The sequence below is a fragment of the Streptococcus jiangnanensis genome (genome assembly GCF_040888325.1).
In the GTDB taxonomy this organism is placed as follows: Bacteria; Bacillota; Bacilli; order Lactobacillales; family Streptococcaceae; genus Streptococcus; species Streptococcus jiangnanensis.
In genome coordinates, this window is record NZ_JBFNFF010000002.1 from 309,740 (window position 1) to 330,191 (window position 20,452).

Annotated in this window: 18 protein-coding genes; 17 read left to right on the top strand and 1 reads right to left on the bottom strand. The window is 42.2% G+C overall.

What is annotated here, in order from left to right; genetic code table 11:
- Positions 1 to 103 precede the first annotated feature (103 nt).
- Together AB2B49_RS04125 and alaS are read left to right on the top strand one after the other, a co-directional pair.
- Positions 104 to 589, top strand: coding sequence for an LURP-one-related/scramblase family protein (locus AB2B49_RS04125; protein WP_049505511.1), 486 nt, complete (start codon positions 104 to 106; stop codon positions 587 to 589).
- 20 nt (positions 590 to 609) lie between these two features.
- Complete coding sequence (alaS, locus tag AB2B49_RS04130; protein WP_320691942.1) at positions 610 to 3,228, top strand: alanine--tRNA ligase; 2,619 nt, start codon at positions 610 to 612, stop codon at positions 3,226 to 3,228.
- 87 nt (positions 3,229 to 3,315) lie between these two features.
- Here the strand turns inward: alaS and AB2B49_RS04135 are convergent, their stop codons facing one another.
- Complete coding sequence (locus AB2B49_RS04135; RefSeq protein ID WP_320691943.1) at positions 3,316 to 4,764, bottom strand: alpha-amylase; 1,449 nt, start codon at positions 4,762 to 4,764, stop codon at positions 3,316 to 3,318.
- Positions 4,765 to 5,036: 272 nt separating this feature from the next.
- Between AB2B49_RS04135 and AB2B49_RS04140 the strand changes: the two genes are divergently transcribed.
- The 15 genes from AB2B49_RS04140 (at position 5,037) to AB2B49_RS04210 (ending at position 20,418) form a co-directional block, all read left to right on the top strand.
- Positions 5,037 to 6,200, top strand: a complete 1,164-nt coding sequence (locus AB2B49_RS04140; RefSeq protein ID WP_320691944.1) for a class I SAM-dependent rRNA methyltransferase — start codon at positions 5,037 to 5,039, stop codon at positions 6,198 to 6,200.
- A complete protein-coding gene (aroD, locus tag AB2B49_RS04145) occupies positions 6,197 to 6,874 on the top strand; it encodes a type I 3-dehydroquinate dehydratase (protein WP_000767747.1) in 678 nt (225 codons plus the stop codon). The genes AB2B49_RS04140 and aroD overlap by 4 nt, the downstream gene beginning before the upstream one ends.
- Complete coding sequence (locus AB2B49_RS04150; protein WP_320691945.1) at positions 6,864 to 7,718, top strand: shikimate dehydrogenase; 855 nt, start codon at positions 6,864 to 6,866, stop codon at positions 7,716 to 7,718. Before aroD ends, AB2B49_RS04150 begins: the two co-directional genes overlap by 11 nt.
- An 18-nt stretch (positions 7,719 to 7,736) precedes the next feature.
- Positions 7,737 to 8,804 (top strand): 3-dehydroquinate synthase, encoded by a 1,068-nt coding sequence (aroB, locus tag AB2B49_RS04155; protein ID WP_320691946.1) that lies wholly within the window; start codon positions 7,737 to 7,739, stop codon positions 8,802 to 8,804.
- A 9-nt stretch (positions 8,805 to 8,813) separates the two neighbouring features.
- Complete coding sequence (gene aroC, locus AB2B49_RS04160) at positions 8,814 to 9,980, top strand: chorismate synthase (RefSeq protein WP_001269883.1); 1,167 nt, start codon at positions 8,814 to 8,816, stop codon at positions 9,978 to 9,980.
- A 9-nt stretch (positions 9,981 to 9,989) separates the two neighbouring features.
- Complete coding sequence (locus AB2B49_RS04165) at positions 9,990 to 11,093, top strand: prephenate dehydrogenase (RefSeq protein ID WP_049490172.1); 1,104 nt, start codon at positions 9,990 to 9,992, stop codon at positions 11,091 to 11,093.
- A 10-nt stretch (positions 11,094 to 11,103) separates the two neighbouring features.
- A complete protein-coding gene (locus AB2B49_RS04170) occupies positions 11,104 to 11,442 on the top strand; it encodes a YlbF/YmcA family competence regulator (protein ID WP_044020548.1) in 339 nt (112 codons plus the stop codon).
- 90 nt (positions 11,443 to 11,532) lie between these two features.
- Entirely contained in the window at positions 11,533 to 12,816 is a 1,284-nt protein-coding gene (gene aroA / locus AB2B49_RS04175) for a 3-phosphoshikimate 1-carboxyvinyltransferase (protein WP_044020549.1), read from the top strand.
- Positions 12,809 to 13,285: a shikimate kinase gene (locus tag AB2B49_RS04180; RefSeq protein WP_049505504.1), complete on the top strand. Its 477-nt coding sequence runs from the start codon at positions 12,809 to 12,811 to the stop codon at positions 13,283 to 13,285. Before aroA ends, AB2B49_RS04180 begins: the two co-directional genes overlap by 8 nt.
- Positions 13,282 to 14,130, top strand: coding sequence for a prephenate dehydratase (gene pheA / locus AB2B49_RS04185; protein WP_049505503.1), 849 nt, complete (start codon positions 13,282 to 13,284; stop codon positions 14,128 to 14,130). The genes AB2B49_RS04180 and pheA overlap by 4 nt, the downstream gene beginning before the upstream one ends.
- Positions 14,127 to 15,422 carry an LCP family protein gene (locus AB2B49_RS04190; RefSeq protein WP_049505502.1) on the top strand — a complete coding sequence of 432 codons (1,296 nt, stop codon included), beginning with the start codon at positions 14,127 to 14,129 and terminating at the stop codon, positions 15,420 to 15,422. The genes pheA and AB2B49_RS04190 overlap by 4 nt, the downstream gene beginning before the upstream one ends.
- A gap of 143 nt (positions 15,423 to 15,565) precedes the next feature.
- The gene (locus tag AB2B49_RS04195; protein ID WP_001281444.1) at positions 15,566 to 16,402 is read left to right on the top strand and encodes a LicD family protein; all 837 of its coding nucleotides are present in this window, start codon (positions 15,566 to 15,568) and stop codon (positions 16,400 to 16,402) included.
- Positions 16,399 to 17,367, top strand: a complete 969-nt coding sequence (locus AB2B49_RS04200; protein WP_254734114.1) for a glycosyltransferase family 2 protein — start codon at positions 16,399 to 16,401, stop codon at positions 17,365 to 17,367. Before AB2B49_RS04195 ends, AB2B49_RS04200 begins: the two co-directional genes overlap by 4 nt.
- A 21-nt stretch (positions 17,368 to 17,388) precedes the next feature.
- Positions 17,389 to 19,548, top strand: coding sequence for a LicD family protein (locus AB2B49_RS04205; protein ID WP_049505686.1), 2,160 nt, complete (start codon positions 17,389 to 17,391; stop codon positions 19,546 to 19,548).
- 57 nt (positions 19,549 to 19,605) lie between these two features.
- Entirely contained in the window at positions 19,606 to 20,418 is an 813-nt protein-coding gene (locus AB2B49_RS04210) for a LicD family protein (RefSeq protein WP_000004176.1), read from the top strand.
- The last annotated feature ends 34 nt before the right edge of the window (positions 20,419 to 20,452 follow it).

Sequence of the window (20,452 nt, forward strand, 5' to 3'; positions counted from 1 at the left end):
ATTGCATAAGAATAAGAGAATGACAAGTTCATTGAATGAAGGTGGTACCGCGGTTTTTCGCCCTTCGTGATGTGAGCTTGTCTTTTGATTTTTGGAGGTGTTTATGAAGACATTTCTCGTGAAACAAAAGTTTCGTCTTGGAGGCGAACGCTTCGATATCAAGGATGATAGAGGAGTAGTGAACTATCAGGTGGAGGGATCTTTCTTCCAAATTCCTAAGACCTTTACCATCTATGACGCCTATGGTGAGCAAGTCAGTGAAATCAGTAAAGAATTTTTCACCTTGCTTCCTCGCTTTACTATTCAGCTACGAAACGGTTCAAATTTCGTTATTCGTAAGAAGTTGACCTTCTGGCGAGATAAGTATGAGTTTGATAATCTGGGACTTCGCATCGAAGGCAATATTTGGGATTTAAATTTCAAATTGCTGGATGACCGCGACCAAGTGATTGCCGAGATTCGGAAAGAAATTTTCCATCTGACCTCGACTTACACCGTAACCGTCTATGAAGACTCTTATGCAGATCTGATCATTTCCCTTTGTGTCGCGATTGACTATGTGGAAATGCTGGAAAGCCAATCAAATTAAACAAGTAATAAGGAGATATTATGAAACAACTATCTAGTGCTCAAGTTCGCCAAATGTGGCTAGATTTCTGGGCAAGCAAAGGTCACTCTGTAGAACCATCAGTCAGCTTGGTTCCAGTAAACGACCCAACTCTTTTGTGGATCAACTCTGGGGTAGCAACCCTTAAGAAATATTTTGACGGAACCATCATTCCTGAAAATCCACGTATCACCAATGCGCAAAAAGCTATCCGTACTAACGATATTGAAAACGTAGGGAAGACTGCGCGTCACCATACTATGTTTGAAATGTTGGGGAACTTCTCTATCGGGGATTACTTCCGTGACGAAGCCATCACTTGGGCTTACGAGCTTTTGACAAGCCCTGAATGGTTTGATTTCCCATCTGAAAAACTTTATATGACCTACTATCCTGAAGATAAAGATTCTTACAACCGCTGGATTGAAGTAGGAGTGGACCCAAGCCACTTGATTCCAATCGAAGACAACTTCTGGGAAATTGGTGCGGGACCTTCTGGACCTGATACAGAAATCTTCTTTGACCGTGGAGAAGCCTTTGACCCAGAAAACATCGGTATTCGTCTGCTTGCAGAGGATATCGAAAACGATCGTTACATCGAAATCTGGAACATCGTTTTGTCACAATTTAACGCAGACCCTGCTGTTCCTCGTAGTGAGTACAAGGAATTGCCACACAAGAATATTGATACGGGTGCTGGTTTGGAGCGTTTGGTGGCAGTTATCCAAGGGGCTAAGACAAACTTTGAAACAGACCTCTTCATGCCAATCATCCGTGAAGTTGAGAAATTGTCTGGTAAGGTTTATGACCAAGATGGCGACAACATGAGCTTCAAGGTCATTGCTGACCATATCCGTTCTCTTTCATTTGCCATCGGTGATGGTGCCCTTCCTGGAAATGAAGGTCGTGGTTATGTCCTTCGTCGTTTGCTCCGTCGTGCTTCTATGCACGGTCAAAAATTGGGCATCAACGAGCCTTTCCTTTACAAATTAGTTCCAACTGTTGGAAAAATCATGGAAAGCTACTACCCAGAAGTCCTTGAAAAACGAGACTTTATCGAGAAAATCGTTAAGAGCGAGGAAGAGTCATTTGCCCGTACCCTTCATTCAGGTCAACACTTTGCCCAAGGCATCGTAGCTGATTTGAAAGCGAAAGGTCAAAACGTTATCGCGGGGCAAGATGTCTTCAAACTCTACGATACATATGGATTTCCAGTTGAGTTGACAGAAGAAATCGCTGAAGAAGCTGGTATGACTGTAGACCGTGAAGGTTTTGAAGCAGCCATGAAAGAGCAACAAGAACGTGCGCGTGCGTCAGCTGTCAAAGGTGGCTCAATGGCTATGCAAAATGAAACCCTTCAAAACATTACAGTGGAAAGTCGCTTTAACTATAAAAAAGAAAAACTAGGTAGTAGACTTGTAGCTATCGTAGCTGACAATGTTGAGGTAAAAGCTGTATCAGAAGGCACTGCCTCCCTCATATTTTCAGAAACGCCATTCTACGCTGAAATGGGTGGACAGGTTTCTGACCATGGTAAAATCCATAATTCCGAAGGAAAACTTGTAGCCAAAGTTACAGATGTTCAAAAAGCACCAAACGGACAGCCATTGCATACGGTTGAAGTTCTTGCACCTCTTTCTTTGGACAAAAACTATAAACTCAGTATTGATAAAAATCGTCGTCACCGTGTCATGAAAAACCACACTGCGACTCACTTGCTTCACGCTGCCCTTCACAATATCCTTGGTCACCATGCGACACAAGCAGGATCTCTGAACGAAGTTGAATTCCTTCGCTTTGACTTTACGCACTTCCAAGCCGTAACTCCTGAAGAATTGCGCGCCATTGAACAGCAAGTCAATGAGAAAATCTGGGAAGCAATTGCAGTAGAAACTGTTGAGACAGATATTGACACTGCTAAAGAAATGGGAGCCATGGCCCTCTTTGGTGAGAAATACGGTAAAGAAGTCCGCGTTGTGACCATCGGTGATTACTCAGTTGAGCTTTGTGGTGGTACCCACGTTGGCAACACTTCTGAAATCGGTCTCTTCAAGATTGTCAAAGAAGAAGGAATCGGTTCAGGTACCCGCCGTATCTTGGCAGTGACTGGTAAGGAAGCCTTTGAAGCCTACCGCGAACAAGAAGACGCTCTGAAAGCCGTCGCAGCAACCTTGAAAGCACCTCAACTCAAAGAAGTACCTCATAAGGTTGAAGGACTTCAAGAACAACTTCGTCAGCTCCAAAAAGAAAATGCTGAGTTGAAAGAAAAAGCAGCGGCAGCGGCAGCAGGTGATGTCTTCAAGAATGTTCAAGAAGCAAATGGTCACCGTTACATTGCTAGTCAAGTTTCTGTATCCGATGCAGGTGCCCTTCGTACCTTTGCGGATAACTGGAAACAAAAAGACTACTCTGATGTGCTTGTTCTTGTCGCAGCTATCGGTGACAAGGTGAACGTTCTTGTAGCAAGCAAGACAAAAGATGTGCATGCAGGAAACCTGATCAAAGAATTGGCTCCAATCGTCGATGGACGTGGTGGTGGTAAACCAGACATGGCCATGGCAGGAGGAAGCAACCAAGCGAAAATCCAAGAACTCTTGGATGCAGTAGCAGGTAAATTATAAGACAATAAAGATCTATCCATTTGGGTAGGTCTTTTTGTGCATACAAAAAAGCCAAATCCGGTTGGATTTGACTTGTACCTGATAGGTTTATTTTGCTGCCCAGACACTGACTGAACCCGCTGCTACTGGAAATTCTCCATAACCTTCAGCATTGATTGTCACTTGTGCTGGATGATTTTCAAGGAGGTCAATAAAGGTTTGGTCAGCCCATTCTTGCCCGACAAACATAGATTTGCTGTTTTCTTGGTCGTTTGAGATAAGGACTGCAAGCGGTGATTGGTTTTCAGCACCTGAACGAACCCATCCAATACAGTTGGCATCGTCAAAGTAGTCTGTTTGCTCTCCATAGGCCAAGTCTTTTCGGATGGCTAGGAGACGGTCAAGAACTTCTTTGAAATCTTGTTGAGCGTATTTTCCTGAAATGCCGTAATAGTCTCCGTAAAATACACATGGAAGACCTTGGTCACGAAGAAGGATGAGCGCATAGGCTGCTGGCTTGAACCATTCTTCAACAGTAGACTCAAGGGCTTGCCCTCGTTGAGTATCATGGTTGTCAACGAAAGTGACTGCTTTGTCAGGCTTGAGTTCAACCAAGCTATCTGTGAAAATGTTACGAAGATCGTAACTTGCTCCAACATGGCTAGCTTCAAAGAGATTTTGGTGGAGGCGAACATCGACAAGGTCAAAGCGTTCTTCAGTTTTTTCAAGGTAGTCTAGATTAGCTTCCTTTTCTGGGTTCCAAAATTCACCAAAAACATAGAAATCGTCACCGTATTTTTCCTTCATATCACGGATGAAATTACCCATAAAGAAGGAGTCGATGTGCTTAACGGCATCCAAGCGGAAACCAGCAACACCAGTCGTTTCCATGAACCAGTCAGCCCAGTCATAGATGTTTTGGATGACTTCAGGGTGTTTAAAGTCCAGGTCAGCATACATGAGGTAGTCGTAGTTACCGTTTTCGTTATCGACCAATTCCTCATTTGCCCAGCCTTTGTTGTCCCCCTGGATCAGATAAATGCCAGACTTACGGCGCTTGGCATCGTAGTCTGTACCTGTGAAGTGGTACCAGTGCCAGTGGAAGTCATTGTAGGTATCTTGGCGACCATCGAAGGTGAAGTGGGTCCAGCCATTGATAGTAAAGGGCTCGCTTAGTTGAACGGTACGATCCTCAGGGTCCACTTCAATAACCTGAAAGGCTTCCATATGATCGGCAGCAGCCTTGTGATTGAGCACCACATCGGCCATAGGTTGAATTCCCTGTGCTTTTAGGGCTTGAATGGCTTGAAGATAGTCTTCTTTAAACCCATACTTGGTACGGACAGTTCCTTTTTGGTGAAATTCGCCTAGGTCAAAAAGATCGTAAACACCATAGCCGACATCTTTTTCGTTGGTTGCCTTGAAGGCAGGTGGCATCCAGACATGGCTGACACCAAGGTTTGCTAGGTGCTCTGCGTCATTTGTCAGTCGAGCCCAGTGTTGGCCGTCGTGAGGCAGATACCATTCAAAGTATTGCATAAGTGTTTGATTTTGCATGATGTTTCCTCTTACTTGTCAATGTTGTGTTTTATTCTACCATAAAGTTTAGAACTAGGCAAACGTTTGCGCAAGATTCTATACTTATTTCTGTTTTTGTCTATTTTTAGCGAATAGAATCTCTCTTTCCATTATAAGGGAAAGAATGTTTTGGTGAGAAAGTAAATGGAATAAACTTATTTTAACAAAAATGACACTCAGTAAACTAAAGTACAACTGGTTAAACGGTTTCTTTTTTGAGAATTGTCACAAAATTTGCTATAATAGTAGCTATGAATAGAATTAGGGTCAGCAGACGCGTTGAAAAAAAGCTAGCTAAGGGTCTAGTTCTTTTGGAAGCAAGTGATTTAACAGATATTGAACTGACGGATCAGGCAGTAGAAGTTCTTAGTCAAGACGGAAAGTTTTTAGGGAGCGCCTATCTTTCTCAGCAGAACAAGGGAATCGGCTGGTTCATCAGCAAGGAAAAGGTGCGTTTCAATCAAGCCTTTTTTGAAATCCTGTTTCGTAAGGCCAAGGAAGCTAGAAAGCTTTATTATCAAGATGACTTGACCACTGCCTTCCGCCTTTTTAACCAAGAGGGGGATGGTTTTGGTGGTCTGACTGTTGATCTCTATGGAGATTATGCTGTTTTTTCTTGGTACAACTCCTTTGTTTACCAGATTCGTGAGCTGATCGTAAAGGCTTTTAAGGAAGTTTTCCCTGAGGTCTTGGGAGCTTATGAGAAGATTCGTTTTAAAGGTCTAGACTACGAGTCTGCCCATATTTATGGTGAGGAAGCGCCAGACTATTTTACTGTTCTTGAGAATGGCGTGCTCTATCAAGTCTTTATGAATGATGGCTTGATGACAGGGATTTTCCTAGACCAGCATGAGGTTCGTGGGAGTCTGGTTGACGGTCTAGCCATGGGCAAATCCTTGCTCAATATGTTTTCCTATACGGCGGCCTTTTCTGTTGCTGCAGCTATGGGAGGTGCCAGTGAGACGACTTCTGTCGACTTGGCCAAACGGTCTAGAGAGCTGTCAGAAGCCCATTTTCATGCAAATGGACTCAGCACGGACAATCATCGTTTTATCGTTATGGATGTCTTTGAGTACTTCAAGTACGCCAAGAGAAAAGGCTTGACCTATGATGTGATTGTTCTTGATCCGCCGAGCTTTGCCCGCAATAAAAAACAAACATTCTCTGTAGCTAAGGACTATCACAAGTTGATTTCCCAGAGTCTAGAGATTTTAAATCCGGGAGGCATTATCATTGCCAGTACCAATGCTGCCAATGTTTCCCGCCAGAAATTTACAGAACAAATTGATAAAGGTTTTGCAGGAAGAAGGTATCAGATCTTGAACCAATATGGTCTTCCAGCAGACTTTGCCTATAATAAAAAAGATGAAAGCAGTAATTACCTCAAGGTGATTAGTATGAAGGTTAGTAGATGAAATTGATCGTTTCAGTGATGCCAAGAAGTATAGAAGAAGCGCAAGAACTGGATGCAACTAGGTATGAAGATGCCGATATCATTGAGTGGCGTGCGGACTTTCTTGCAAAGGACGCTATTTTACAGGTAGCACCTGCTATCTTTGAAAAATTTGCAGGACGCGAACTGGTCTTTACCCTTCGGACTCGCGCTGAGGGAGGAGAAATCGAACTTTCCTCAGAAGAGTATGTTCAAATCATCAAGGAAGTTACTCAACTCTATCAACCGGATTATGTAGATTTTGAGTATTTCAGCTACAAGGATGTTTTTGAGGAAATGTTGGATTTTCCAAATCTTGTTTTGAGTTACCATAATTTCCAGGAGACACCTGAAAACATGATGGAAATTTTGTCTGAGTTGACCAGTCTCTCTCCGAAAGTGGTCAAGGTATCAGTTATGGCCCATACGGAGCAGGATGTTTTAGACCTGATGAACTACACTCGAGGATTTAAGACACTCAACCCTGAGCAAGAGTACGTGACCATTTCCATGGGGAAAATGGGCAAGGTATCACGCATTACTTCAGATGTGACGGGTTCGAGTTGGTCATTTGCTAGTCTGGATGAAGCGAGTGCCCCAGGTCAGATTTCGCTATCAAACATGAAGAAAATCAGGGAGATTTTGGATGAAGCTTGATGGCTATACACGTTTAGCTGCAGTTGTTGCCAATCCCATCAAACACTCTATTTCACCCTTTATCCACAATAGGGCCTTTGAGGCGACAGCTATTAATGGTGCCTATGTAGCTTGGGAGATTGAAGCGGGTGATTTGGCAGAAACAGTCGCCAATATTCGCCGTTACCAGATGTTTGGCATCAACCTGTCTATGCCTTACAAGGAGCAAGTGATTCCTTATCTGGATGAGTTGAGTGATGAGGCTCGTTTGATTGGGGCGGTTAATACGGTTGTTAATCATAATGGCACTTTAATTGGATATAATACAGATGGCAAGGGATTCTTTAAGAGCTTGCCTTCTTTTACAATCTCAGATAAGAAAATGACCATTCTGGGAGCAGGTGGTGCAGCCAAGTCCATTTTGGCTCAGGCTATTTTGGATGGCGCCAGTCAGATTTCAGTCTTTGTTCGTTCAGCTTCTATAGAAAAAACAAGACCTTACCTAGATAAGTTGCAGGAGCAAACAGGTTTTAAAGTGGACTTGTATGCTTTAGAAAATCTTTCTGTCTTGCAAGCAAGGATTGCTGAGTCGGACCTGCTCGTCAACGCGACTAGTGTTGGGATGGATGGCAAATCATCCCCAGTTCCTGAAAGCATAGTCTTACCAAAGGCTTTCTTGGTCGCAGATATCATTTACCAACCCTTTGAGACGCCGTTTTTGAAATGGGCTAGAAGTCAGGGCAATTCAGCTGTCAACGGCCTGGGGATGTTGCTCTATCAAGCTGCTGAAGCTTTTCAACTGTGGACAGGTAAAGAAATGCCGGCAGAAGAGATTTGGCAGTCCTTAATAGAAAAATATAAATAGTGAAAAGGAGACCCTCCTATGAAAATCAGAATCGATATTCCGCATCATCCTTATGATATTCAGATTGAAAAAGGTTGTCTAGCTCAGGCTGGTCAGTGGTTGCGAGAACTCTGGCAACCTCAAAAAGTGGTTATCGTAACCGACAATCATGTAGCTTCTCTCTATGCAGAGAAGGTTAAACTCAGCCTAGAAGATGCTGGTTTTCAGGTAGCTGTTTTTGACTTTTTAGAAGGCGAAGAACGAAAGAATTTAACAACTGTTCAGAAAGTCTATGAATTTTTAGTCAAGCAGGGTTTGACTCGTAGCGATGGGATTGTGGCTCTTGGTGGAGGTGTTGTTGGGGATCTGGCTGGTTTTGTAGCCTCTACCTATATGCGGGGCATTCACTTTGTTCAGATTCCGACTAGTTTGACAGCCCAGGTTGATTCTTCTATCGGTGGTAAGACAGGTGTCAATACTCCATTTGCTAAAAATATGGTGGGTACCTTTACCCAACCAGATGGGGTTCTGATTGACCCGCTTGTCCTTAAAACTCTTGGGAAAAGAGAGTTGATTGAAGGGATGGGAGAGGTTATCAAGTACGGCTTGATTGAGGATCCAGAACTTTGGGCTCTCTTGACGGAGCTAGATGGTTCTGTAGAGAGCATTTTGGAACATGCAGAGACTTTGATTGAACATTCTTGTCAGGTTAAGCGCAAGATGGTGGTCGAAGATGAGTTGGATAACGGTGTTCGTCTTTACCTCAATTTTGGGCACACTATTGGTCATGCTATTGAAGCAACTGCCGGTTATGGCAAGGTCATGCATGGAGAAGCTGTGGCTATGGGCATGGTTCAGATTTCCAAGGTTGCTGAGGGAAAAGGCCTCATGCCAGAAGGAATAACCCAGTCCATTACAGAGATGTGCCAGAAATTTGGCTTGCCTGTTGATTATGAAAACTGGGATGTTGACAAACTTTATCAAGCTTTGACTCATGATAAAAAAGCGCGTGGAAACACCTTGAAATTGGTCTTAGTTCCAGAGCTTGGTTCAGCGACCATTCACCCAGTTTCTCTGGAAGAGATGAAAGACTACTTGGTAAAATAAGGAGAACGTATGAGATATTTAACTGCAGGAGAATCACACGGCCCCCGTTTGACGGCTATTATTGAAGGAATTCCAGCTGGACTTCCTTTGACAGCAGAGGATATTAATGGAGACCTTAAACGCCGTCAGGGTGGCTACGGTCGTGGTGGCCGTATGAAGATTGAGAGTGACCAGGTTGTCTTTACTTCGGGCGTTCGTCACGGGAAGACGACAGGGGCACCTATTACCATGGATGTCATCAATAAGGACCACCAAAAATGGCTGGATATCATGTCTGCTGAGGACATTGAAGACCGCCTTAAAAGCAAGAGAAAAATTACCCATCCTCGCCCAGGTCATGCCGATTTAGTTGGGGGCATTAAGTACCGTTTTGATGATTTGCGAAATTCCTTGGAGAGGTCATCTGCCCGTGAAACCACCATGCGAGTGGCTGTTGGGGCAGTAGCCAAACGACTTTTGGCTGAGCTAAATATGGAGATTGCCAACCATGTCGTGGTCTTTGGTGGCAAGGAAATCGATGTACCTGAAAATCTGACAGTGGCTGAGATTAAGGAACGAGCTGCCCAGTCTGAAGTTTCTATTGTCAACCAAGAGCGGGAACAGGAAATCAAGGACTATATTGACCAAATCAAACGTGACGGTGATACCATCGGTGGGGTTGTAGAGACAGTCGTCGGAGGCGTTCCAGTTGGCCTTGGCTCCTATGTCCAATGGGACAGAAAATTGGATGCGCGATTGGCCCAAGCAGTTGTTTCTATCAATGCCTTTAAAGGGGTGGAATTTGGTCTTGGATTTGAAGCTGGTTACCGCAAAGGCAGCCAAGTTATGGATGAAATTCTCTGGTCTAAAGAAGACGGCTATACTCGTCGTACCAATAATCTAGGTGGTTTTGAAGGTGGTATGACCAATGGGCAACCAATTGTTGTTCGTGGAGTTATGAAACCCATTCCCACTCTTTACAAACCACTTATGAGTGTGGATATCGAAACCCACGAACCTTACAAGGCAACCGTGGAGAGAAGTGATCCGACCGCCCTTCCAGCAGCAGGTGTGGTCATGGAAGCTGTTGTGGCAACGGTTCTGGCGCAAGAAATCCTTGAAAAATTTTCATCGGACAACCTAGAGGAATTAAAAGAAGCGGTAACCAAACACCGTGAGTATACAAAGAACTATTAAGGAGTTCCTATGGCAAAAACCATCTATATCGCAGGTCTCGGTTTGATTGGTGCCTCGATGGCACTCGGTATCAAACGCGATCATCCTGATTATGAAATTCTAGGTTATAATCGCAGTCAGGCTTCTAGAGATATTGCCTTGGAGCGGGGGATGATTGACCGTGCGACGGATGATTTTGCCAGTTTTGCTCCTCTGGCAGATGTCATCATCTTGACCTTGCCAATCAAGCAGACCATTGCTTTTATTCAGGAGTTGGCAGGTTTGAACTTGAAAGAAGGCGTCATTATCTCGGATGCGGGCTCAACCAAGGCTGCCATTGTGGAAGTGGCGGAGGAATATTTGGCTGGCAAGTCAATTCGTTTTGTCGGGGCTCATCCCATGGCTGGTAGCCACAAGACAGGAGCTGCCTCTGCCGATGTTAATCTCTTTGAAAATGCCTACTATATCTTTACTCCATCTAGCTTGACCACTCCAGAAACCCTTTCAGAAATGAAGGACCTACTTTCAGGCCTCCATGCTCGTTTCATTGAAATTGATGCCAAGGAGCACGATCAAGTAACTTCACAGATTAGCCATTTTCCCCATATCTTGGCATCAGGTCTCATGGAACAAACAGCAGTTTATGCTCAAGAACATGAGATGGCAAGACGCTTTGCGGCGGGTGGATTTCGAGATATGACTCGCATTGCGGAAAGCGAGCCAGGTATGTGGACTTCTATTCTCTTGTCTAACCGTGAGACTATTCTAGAGCGAATTGCGGATTTCAAGGAACGCTTGGAAGCGATTGGTCAGGCCATCAGCAGGGGAGATGAAGAGCAAATCTGGAACTTTTTCAACCAAGCGCGTGCGCAACGTCAGGCCATGGAAATACATAAGCGTGGTGGTGTGGATAGCTCTTACGACCTCTATGTCGATGTTCCCGATGAAGAAGATGTCATCTTGCGAATTTTGGAATTGCTACGTGGGACTTCTTTGGTTAATATCCACATCAACGAAGAAAACCGTGAGGATATTCACGGTATTCTACAAATTTCCTTTAAAAATGCTCAAGATTTAGAACGAGCTGAACGCTTAATTACAGAAAATACGGACTATACAGTCGTCATCAAATAAGGAGAAAATCATGTCAAATATTTACGATAGTGCAAATGAACTTAGCCGCGGGTTACGCGAATTACCAGAATACAAGGCGGTCAAGGTAGCAAAAGATGCCATCCAAGCTGATGAACAAGCTAGCAAGATTTTTGCAGACTACCTTGCTTTCCAACAAGAAATCCAAGTCATGGCGCAAACGGGACAAATGCCAGACGCCTCTTTCCAAGAAAAGATGCAGTCTTTCAGTAAGCAAATCCAAGAGAACGCTCTTTTGTCAGATTTCTTTGCCAAACAGCAACAATTGTCCATTTACCTTTCGGACATTGAGAAAATTGTCTTTGAACCTGTTTCAGAATTATTGAAATAGTATTTTATCTGTATAAAAGCCAGAAATTTCAGGAATTTCTGGCTTTTTTGTGATAAAATAAGAAAAAGTATTGCAAGTATGAGGTCAACTATGAAACTAAAAACAAACATTCGCCACTTACATGGCAGTATCCGGGTTCCAGGTGACAAGTCTATCAGCCATCGTTCGATTATTTTTGGAAGTTTGGCTGAGGGCGAGACTAAGGTTTATGATATTCTGCGTGGAGAGGATGTGCTTTCAACCATGCAGGTTTTTCGTGATCTTGGTGTAGAAATTGAGGATAAAGATGGGGTTATCACCATTCAAGGTGTTGGCATGGATGGCTTAAAAGCGCCACAAAATGCCTTGGATATGGGGAATTCTGGCACCTCGATTCGCCTGATTTCAGGTGTCCTTGCTGGTGCAGACTTCGAAGTAGAGATGTTCGGAGACGACAGTCTTTCTAAACGTCCTATGGACCGTGTGACGATTCCATTGAAAAAAATGGGGGTTAGCATTTCGGGGCAAACGGAGCGAGACCTGCCCCCTCTTCGCTTAAAAGGGACGAAAAATTTAAAACCGATTCACTATGAGTTGCCAATTGCCTCTGCTCAAGTCAAGTCTGCCTTGATATTTGCAGCCTTGCAGGCTCAGGGGGAGTCCGTTATTATCGAGAAAGAATGTACTCGTAACCACACCGAAGATATGTTGCAACAATTTGGTGGCCATTTAAGTGTAGAAGGCAAGAAAATCACAGTTCAAGGACCACAAAAACTGATCGGACAAAAGGTAGTTGTTCCAGGAGATATTTCCAGTGCAGCCTTTTGGTTGGTCGCTGGTTTGATTGTTCCAAACTCTCGTGTAGTACTGCAGAATGTGGGCATCAATGAAACTCGTACTGGTATTATTGATGTCATTCGCGCCATGGGTGGAAAACTAGAAATAATTGAAATCGATCCTGTCGCTAAATCAGCAACACTGACTGTCGAATCTTCAGACCTCAAAGGAACGGAGATAGGTGGATCCTTGATTCCACGCTTGATTGATGAATTGCCTATTATTGCCCTTCTAGCGACCCAAGCGCAAGGTGTAACGGTCATTAAGGATGCTGAGGAACTCAAGGTAAAGGAAACCGACCGCATTCAAGTGGTGGCAGATGCCTTAAATAGCATGGGAGCGGACATCACTCCTACAGCAGACGGGATGATTATCAAAGGGAAATCAGCCCTTCATGGCGCTAGAGTCAATACGTTTGGTGATCACCGAATTGGAATGATGACAGCTATTGCAGCCCTCTTGGTTGCGGATGGAGAAGTGGAACTTGACCGTGCTGAAGCCATCAATACCAGCTATCCTAGCTTCTTTGATGATTTGGAGAGCTTGATTCATGGCTAAGGTATTACTTGGATTTATGGGGGCAGGCAAGTCGACAATCGCTAGAGGCTTGGACCCAGACTACATCGATATGGATACCTTAATTGAGGAACATTTGGGCATGTCCATTGCGGATTTCTTCGCTGAAAAAGGAGAAGTGCCCTTTCGCCAAGTAGAGTCAGAAGTCCTAGCTGACTTACTAAAAACTGACCGAGTTGTGTCAACTGGCGGAGGGGTTGTCATTTCTCAGCGAAATCGTGACTTGCTTAAAACCAATCCTGATAACATCTACCTAAAAGCAGATTTTGAAACCCTCTACCAACGTATCGCAGCTGATAAGGACAATCAGCGCCCGCTCTTTCTTAACAAAAGTAAGGAAGAACTAGCAGCTATTTTCCATGAAAGACAAGCTTGGTATGAGGAAGTAGCCAGTCGGGTTCTAGATGTGACCAAGTTAAGCCCAGAGGAAATTATAGAGGAACTGAGATGAAAATTGCCTATCTAGGTCCCAAGGGATCTTTTTCGCATCATGTTGTGCAGACAGCTTTTCCCAAAGAGAAATTGCAGGCTTTTGCCAATATCACAGATGTCATCAAGGCCTATGAACAGGGCTTGGTGGACTATTCTGTGGTACCAGTTGAAAACTCCATTGAAGGTAGTGTCCATGAAAGTTTGGATTACCTTTTTCACCAGGCTCGCATCCAAGCAGTTGCAGAAATTGTTCAACCCATTCACCAGCAGCTGATGGCAGTTCCAGGTCAGTCAAAAATTGAGAAGATTTTTTCCCATCCTCAGGCTTTGGCTCAGGGAAAAAAATTCATCGATGAACACTATCCAGAGGCTAAAATTGAGGTAACAGCCAGTACCGCATATGCAGCTCGATTTATTTCAGAACATCCAGATCATCCTTATGCAGCTATTGCTCCTAAAAGTTCAGCTGAAGAATATGGCTTGGAATTAATTGCAGAGGATATTCAGGAAATGGAAGCCAATTTCACACGTTTTTGGGTGTTAGGGGCAGAGATACCGAAGGTTCCTTTGAACTCACAAGCTGAAAAAATGAGTTTGGCCTTGACCTTACCAGACAACCTACCTGGTGCTCTTTACAAGGCACTTTCGACTTTTGCTTGGAGAGGGATTGACTTAACAAAGATTGAAAGTCGCCCCCTTAAAACAGCCTTGGGAGAATACTTTTTCATTATCGATGTAGACTATAGTGACAAAGAACTGGTTCATTTTGCCAGACAAGAACTAGAAGCCATTGGAATCCAGCACAAGATACTGGGAACCTACCCGATTTTTACCATAACTGATATAGAAAAGGAGAGTCAATGAGCAAAGAAAATCCTTTAAGTCATCACGAGCAGTTACGTTATGACTATCTCTTCAAAAATATCCATTACCTCAACGACCGTGAACGGAGGGAATTTGATTATCTGCAACAGAAAATGGCAGGTCCCAAGTCTGAAGTTCACCCTTCCTACCAAGAAGAAAAAGAAGAAACTTGGGGTAGAGATATTGATCTTCCGACCTACGGCAGTAGAAGCCGGTCTAAGAAACGTGAAAAGGTAGCTCCTCAACCTAAAGTCAAAAAGAAAAAGAGAAGAATTCGCTTCAAACGAATATTGACTTGGTTCCTGCTGTTGATTACTTGTGTGCTTGCAGGGATGATTTTCATGTTTCTTAGAGGGTTCCAGTCAGCAGCCAATCCAACAAATAAGCCAGCTGACGCCAAGGCAGCTCAAGTAGAGGTCTTTAACGGTCAAGATACCAAAGATGGTGTGAATATCCTAGTCATGGGGACAGATGGCCGTATCGGTCAAAATAGTGCAGAAACCCGTACCGACACAATCATGGTACTGAATGTCAGTGGATCGGATAAGAAGATTAAACTAGTCAGCTTTATGCGTGACAACTTAGTGTATATCGACGGGTATAGTAAGATTGTAAATGGCCAGAAACAAACAGATAACAAACTTAATGTTGCCTATGAACTTGGGGAACAAGAAGGGCAAAAAGGGGCAGAAATGGTCCGCAAGGTTCTAAAAGATAATTTTGACTTGGATATCAAGTACTACGCCTTAGTTGACTTTCAGGCTTTTGCAACAGCTATTGACACCCTTTTCCCTGAAGGAGTGACTATCGATGCTCAATTTTCAACTCTGAATGGTCAACCTCTGACAGAAGCCACAGTCGGAGACGACCTTCATGCAACAGAAACAGAGTCGCCAACTCAAACCATCAAAGTTGGAAAACAGCAAATGAATGGTTCTACCTTACTCAACTATGCCCGCTTCCGTGATGATGATGAAGGAGACTACGGACGTACCAAACGTCAGCAACAAGTCATGTCAGCCGTTCTTGAGCAAATCAAAGATCCAACCAAACTCTTTACAGGATCTGAGGCGCTTGGGAAAGTCTTTGCGATGACTTCGACCAATTTACCCTATAGCTTCTTGTTAACCAATGGCTTATCTGTCCTAGAAGGTGCTCAAAATGGCATTGAAAGACTCACCGTCCCAGAACTTGGTGACTGGGTGGACGCTTATGATATCTATGGTGGGCAAGGTCTTCTGGTCGATCAAAATAAATACCAGACCAAACTCGCCCAAATGGGAATGAGATAGAATACTATAAAAAAATCAAAGTTTGAATCACCAGTGAAAAAGTGGTTTAGGCTTTGATTTTTCTTAGTATCTGATGGATTTTTAGGGCTTTTTTATGGTATAATAAAACGATATAACTCGTTATTGGACAGAAGAGGAGAGACATGAGTGATTTGAAAGCGATTCAGGCTCGTAGTCTGGAAATGGCTGAATATTTCGTTGCATTTTGTAAAGAACATGATTTATTGTGCTATCTCTGTGGTGGAGGAGCTATTGGTGCCCTACGTAATAAGGGCTTCATTCCTTGGGATGATGACCTAGACTTTTTTATGCCTCGCAAGGACTATGAAAAATTAGCAGAACTATGGCCTCGTTATGCAGATGAGCGTTATTTCTTGTCAAAGAGTAACAAGGACTTTGTAGACCGTAACCTTTTTATTACCATTCGAGACAAGGAAACCACTTGTATCAAGCCTTATCAAAAGGATTTGGATTTGCCACACGGTTTGGCCTTGGATGTGTTGCCTTTGGATTATTATCCTAAAAATCCAGCTGAGCGTAAGAAACAGGTTCGTTGGGCCTTGATTTATTCACTCTTTTGTGCGCAAACTATCCCAGAAAAGCATGGTGCAGTCATGAAATGGGGAAGTCGTATCTTACTCGGCCTGACTCCAAAATCTCTACGTTATCGCATTTGGAAAAAAGCTGAAAAAGAAATGACCAAGTATGGTCTGGCTGAGAGCGATGGAATTACGGAATTATGCTCAGGTCCCGGCTACATGCGAAACAAGTACCCAATTGCATCTTTTGAAGACAATCTTTTCTTGCCATTTGAAGGAACTGAGATGCCCATTCCAGTCGGTTATGATGCCTATCTCAGCACTGCTTTTGGGGACTATATGACACCGCCACCAGCGGACAAGCAGGTACCGCATCATGATGCTATTATAGCGGACATGGACAAGAGCTACACAGAGTACAAGGGAGAATATGGAGCATGATGGGAGAAAAAATAAGCGTTATCGTTCCAGTCTACAATGTAGAAGCCTATTTGGAGCGATGTGTGGAGTCGATTCTTCAACAGACTTATACCCATTTTGAGTTAATCCTAATCAATGATGGTTCTACTGATTCCAGTGGACAGATCTGTGATCACTTAGCGTCTCAGTATGAGAATATCAAGGTTTATCATATCGAAAATGCTGGTGTTTCAAATGCTAGAAATATGGGAATTCAGCTAGCGACGGGTTCTTGGGTTACCTTTATTGATAGCGATGATTTCGTTACCCAGGATTACCTAGCTACTTTAGCAAGTGCAGCTGAAGGGTTGAATGTAGGCTTTGTAATTGCCCCTCTGCACCATATCAAAAACGGAATTGTAACAGACCTACCTTCACATTCAGAAAAAACAGAACTCTGGTCAACAGAAGAAACCATGAAGGAACTACTGATGACTACCAGAACATCATTTTTTCCAGTCGCAAAACTGTTTAAGAGAGACCTGCTTGCGGATGAAAAGTTTAATACCAATTATCACCTAGCTGAAGATGCCTTGTTTTTAACTGAATTGCTACTAAAGACAAGATGCAGTTGCGTATTTATTGACAAACCTGTTTATTATTATGATCATCGTGAGGGAAGTGCAACAACATCTGTTAATCGATATGTATTTGACACAATAGAAGTTTATAAGCAAATAATTGCTCAAGTTTCACAAGCCTTCCCTAATTTAAAATACGAATTAATAAATAGAGAGTGTTGGTCGTACATCACAGTTTACGATAAAATTATCTTTACTTCACGTGAAGAGTATCAAAAGGAGAAAGCCGAGCTGAGGACTTGGATTGTTCAGCACCGACGCGAAATATGGAAAGATGCTTATTTCACCACTTTTCGCAAGGTAGCTATCCTTTCACTTGTCATTTCTCCATGGCTATATAAGAAAATTGTTGGATTAAAAAACTAATATCATGAGAAGGAGTTGAAAATGAATTTTTCAAAAATGGATGAATACTTTGAAAAATCAAAACTATGGATTGCGTATCTATTTGTTTTCATTTCGATTTTAAGTATGAGTTCACTGGTTTATAAGATAGCAAATCCCCTCTACAAGGGATTATCAGCGATTGTAGTGCTTTATATTTGCTATACCTTATTGTTTAAGTGGAAAGAAATCACAGCAGATCGCAAATTTCTATCCTTATTTGGACTCTTAGCTGGAAGTCATCTGCTATCAGCTGTTTTCAATCGCTCAGGACATCTGATTGGAAATGTGATTGAAATCCTCTTCATGGTAACCTATGTTTTATTATTTACCATGTTACAATCAGGGCAACTTAAAAAATTATTTGACTGGATTGCCTATACGGTTCAAATTGTATCTTTTTCTTCAGCAATTTTTGCGTTTGGTTTATTGATAAGTAGAGTCCTCATCCTATTTAAGATTGGCGAACAATCTTATTACTATGGTGTCATGAATGGCCGTCTGTGGGGGATTGTCAATCCAAATGCTAGTGCGATATTTTCATACATTAGCATTATTTTGGCTATGTATTTGATCCATAAAGGAAGTAAATATTCTGTTTATCTTAAACTGAATAATGTGATTCAATTCGTTTACTTCGCTACGATGCAAAGTCGAGGAGCCTTACTTTCTTTACTTCTCATGATTGGACTCTATAGTTTCTTTGCTACTAGAGGAAGTATCGTTAAACGATTCCTCACTTTTATAGTTGCTGGTTTGCTGATTACTGCAACTAATATTGGATTAAGCTATGTAACTTCAATCTATATCTCATCTGAAACTGCGACTGTCTTAGATTTAAACAAAGGACAATCCTATGCTGAGACAGATTCGTCTGTCACTAAGAAAAACGGTGAGCTCCATCTAATCGAAACAACACCAAGTGGTAGAACCTATATCTGGAAAAATGCCATCAAGATGGGAAGTGCCAAACCAATTTTTGGTTATGGTGTACGAAATGTTCCAGATTATTACACAGAATATTTCAGTAAATTTGAGATTCAAAACTCCCTTATCGGTGGGAATTTCCATAACATTTTTGTGACCATATTTGTCAGTTCGGGAGTTCTAGGTTTGGTATCCTTCCTTCTTGTACTGGCTTATGTCATCAAGCGCTTTTTAACGTATTTGATTGTTTCCAAGAAACATACTGATAAATTGATCATGATCCTATTCTTTGGTATCTTGTTTGGTCAATTATTTGAAAGTCAGATTATGTATTCAACCAACTTTATTAATATCATCTTCTGGCTAGCGATTGGCTATGGACTCGTAGTCTGCAAACGAGATGAAGGAGTTCGGTACCAAGAAGTAACAGACATCAATGAAATTCAACAGATGGAACTTGGAATCATGGAGTATATTCATGAAGTTTGTCAGAAAATTGGTGTCAAGTATTTCTTAGCATATGGAAGTCTAATTGGTGCTGTTCGCCATCAAGGATTTATCCCTTGGGATGATGACATGGATATCTGCATGTTACGAGAAGATTATGAAAAGTTGCAAGACTACCTTATCGCTAACCCTGATAAACGTTACGAGGTCATGTCTTATAAAAATAATCTCAACTATGTCTATCCCTTCATGAAAGTGCAGGATAACCATACCTACTTGCTAGAAGAAGATGTTCGCATCGATTCGAATATGGGAATCTATGTAGATATTTTCCCTGTAGATGGCTACGAGGATGACGTAGAATTTAAAAACAAGATGACGAAACTGATAAAGAAACGTCAATTGAGTTGCTACACCTTCAAAGGCATTACCAATACGAAAAGTGTACTGAATTCACTGCTACGTTATGTGTCAGTTATTATTTTCTATTTTACCAATACGAACAAATACGTTGCCCAGATTGAAGAGCTTGCAAAATCCCGTAAAGTCTCAGATTATGAGCAAGTGGATTATCTTATCTACAAGGATATGAACAAACCAGTGTGGAGACGTGAATGGCTGGAACAAGTTACTACTGGAACATTTGAAGGTAAGGAATTTACCATTCCGAAAAATTATCATGAAATTTTGACCTCAGACTACGGAGACTATATGCAATTGCCACCGGTTGAACAAAGAGTATCTCATCATGATTTTAAATTATGGAAGATTGTTAAAAGGTCTAAATGACGGGATTGGGATTAAGAAACGTTTAAAAATATAGTCAAATTTAGGAGAATAGAACCTATGTCTGAAAGAACTTTAACTCTTGAAGAAATCAAGCAAGTAGAATTGGATATTTTAAAGTATCTACATGATCTTTGTGAACAACATCAAATCAAATACTTTATTGATTTTGGAACCTTACTAGGAGCTGTACGCCATAAAGGATTTATCCCTTGGGATGATGATACAGATATTTCCTTAGCGCGTGATGAATTTGAAAAACTTTACAAGGTTTTACAAAATGAAAATCATCCCTACTACAAATTGATTTCATTCAGAGAAACAAAGGGATATCCATACAGTTATATGAGAGTCTATGATGTAAGGACTCGTCGAGATGCTAACCTCGTAGACCCAACGGTCGTATTGGGAACTTGTGTTGACATTTTTCCATATGATGGTGTCGTAACACAGGAAAGTGACCGTAAGAAAATGAAGCTCTACAAATATTTCATTCGCCTTTCTTCATTGAATTTTAAAGGGATCAAGTCTGAGAATGGTGGACTTAAGAACCTCCCTCGTTATATGGGATCAGCGATTTTCCGCTTAACTTCCCCACAGCTATGGAATCAAAAATTAGAGAGCCTTGCTTTAAAGTATAGTGTAGATCAAGCAACAGATCTTACTTGTACTATCTATGACCCTTATTATCCAAATGGTATAAAAAAAGAATGGCTCTATGATTTGATTGATATGCCCTATGAAGACATTGTGGTCAAGGTTCCGAGAAAATACCATGAAATACTTGTCTACGAATTTGGAGAAAACTATATGACTCCACCTCCTATTGAGCAACAAGTCCCAGGAGGGGATAAAAATTATTGGATTGATTAGATTAAAAAAGTTGCTTATTGTTAAGATAAAGGAG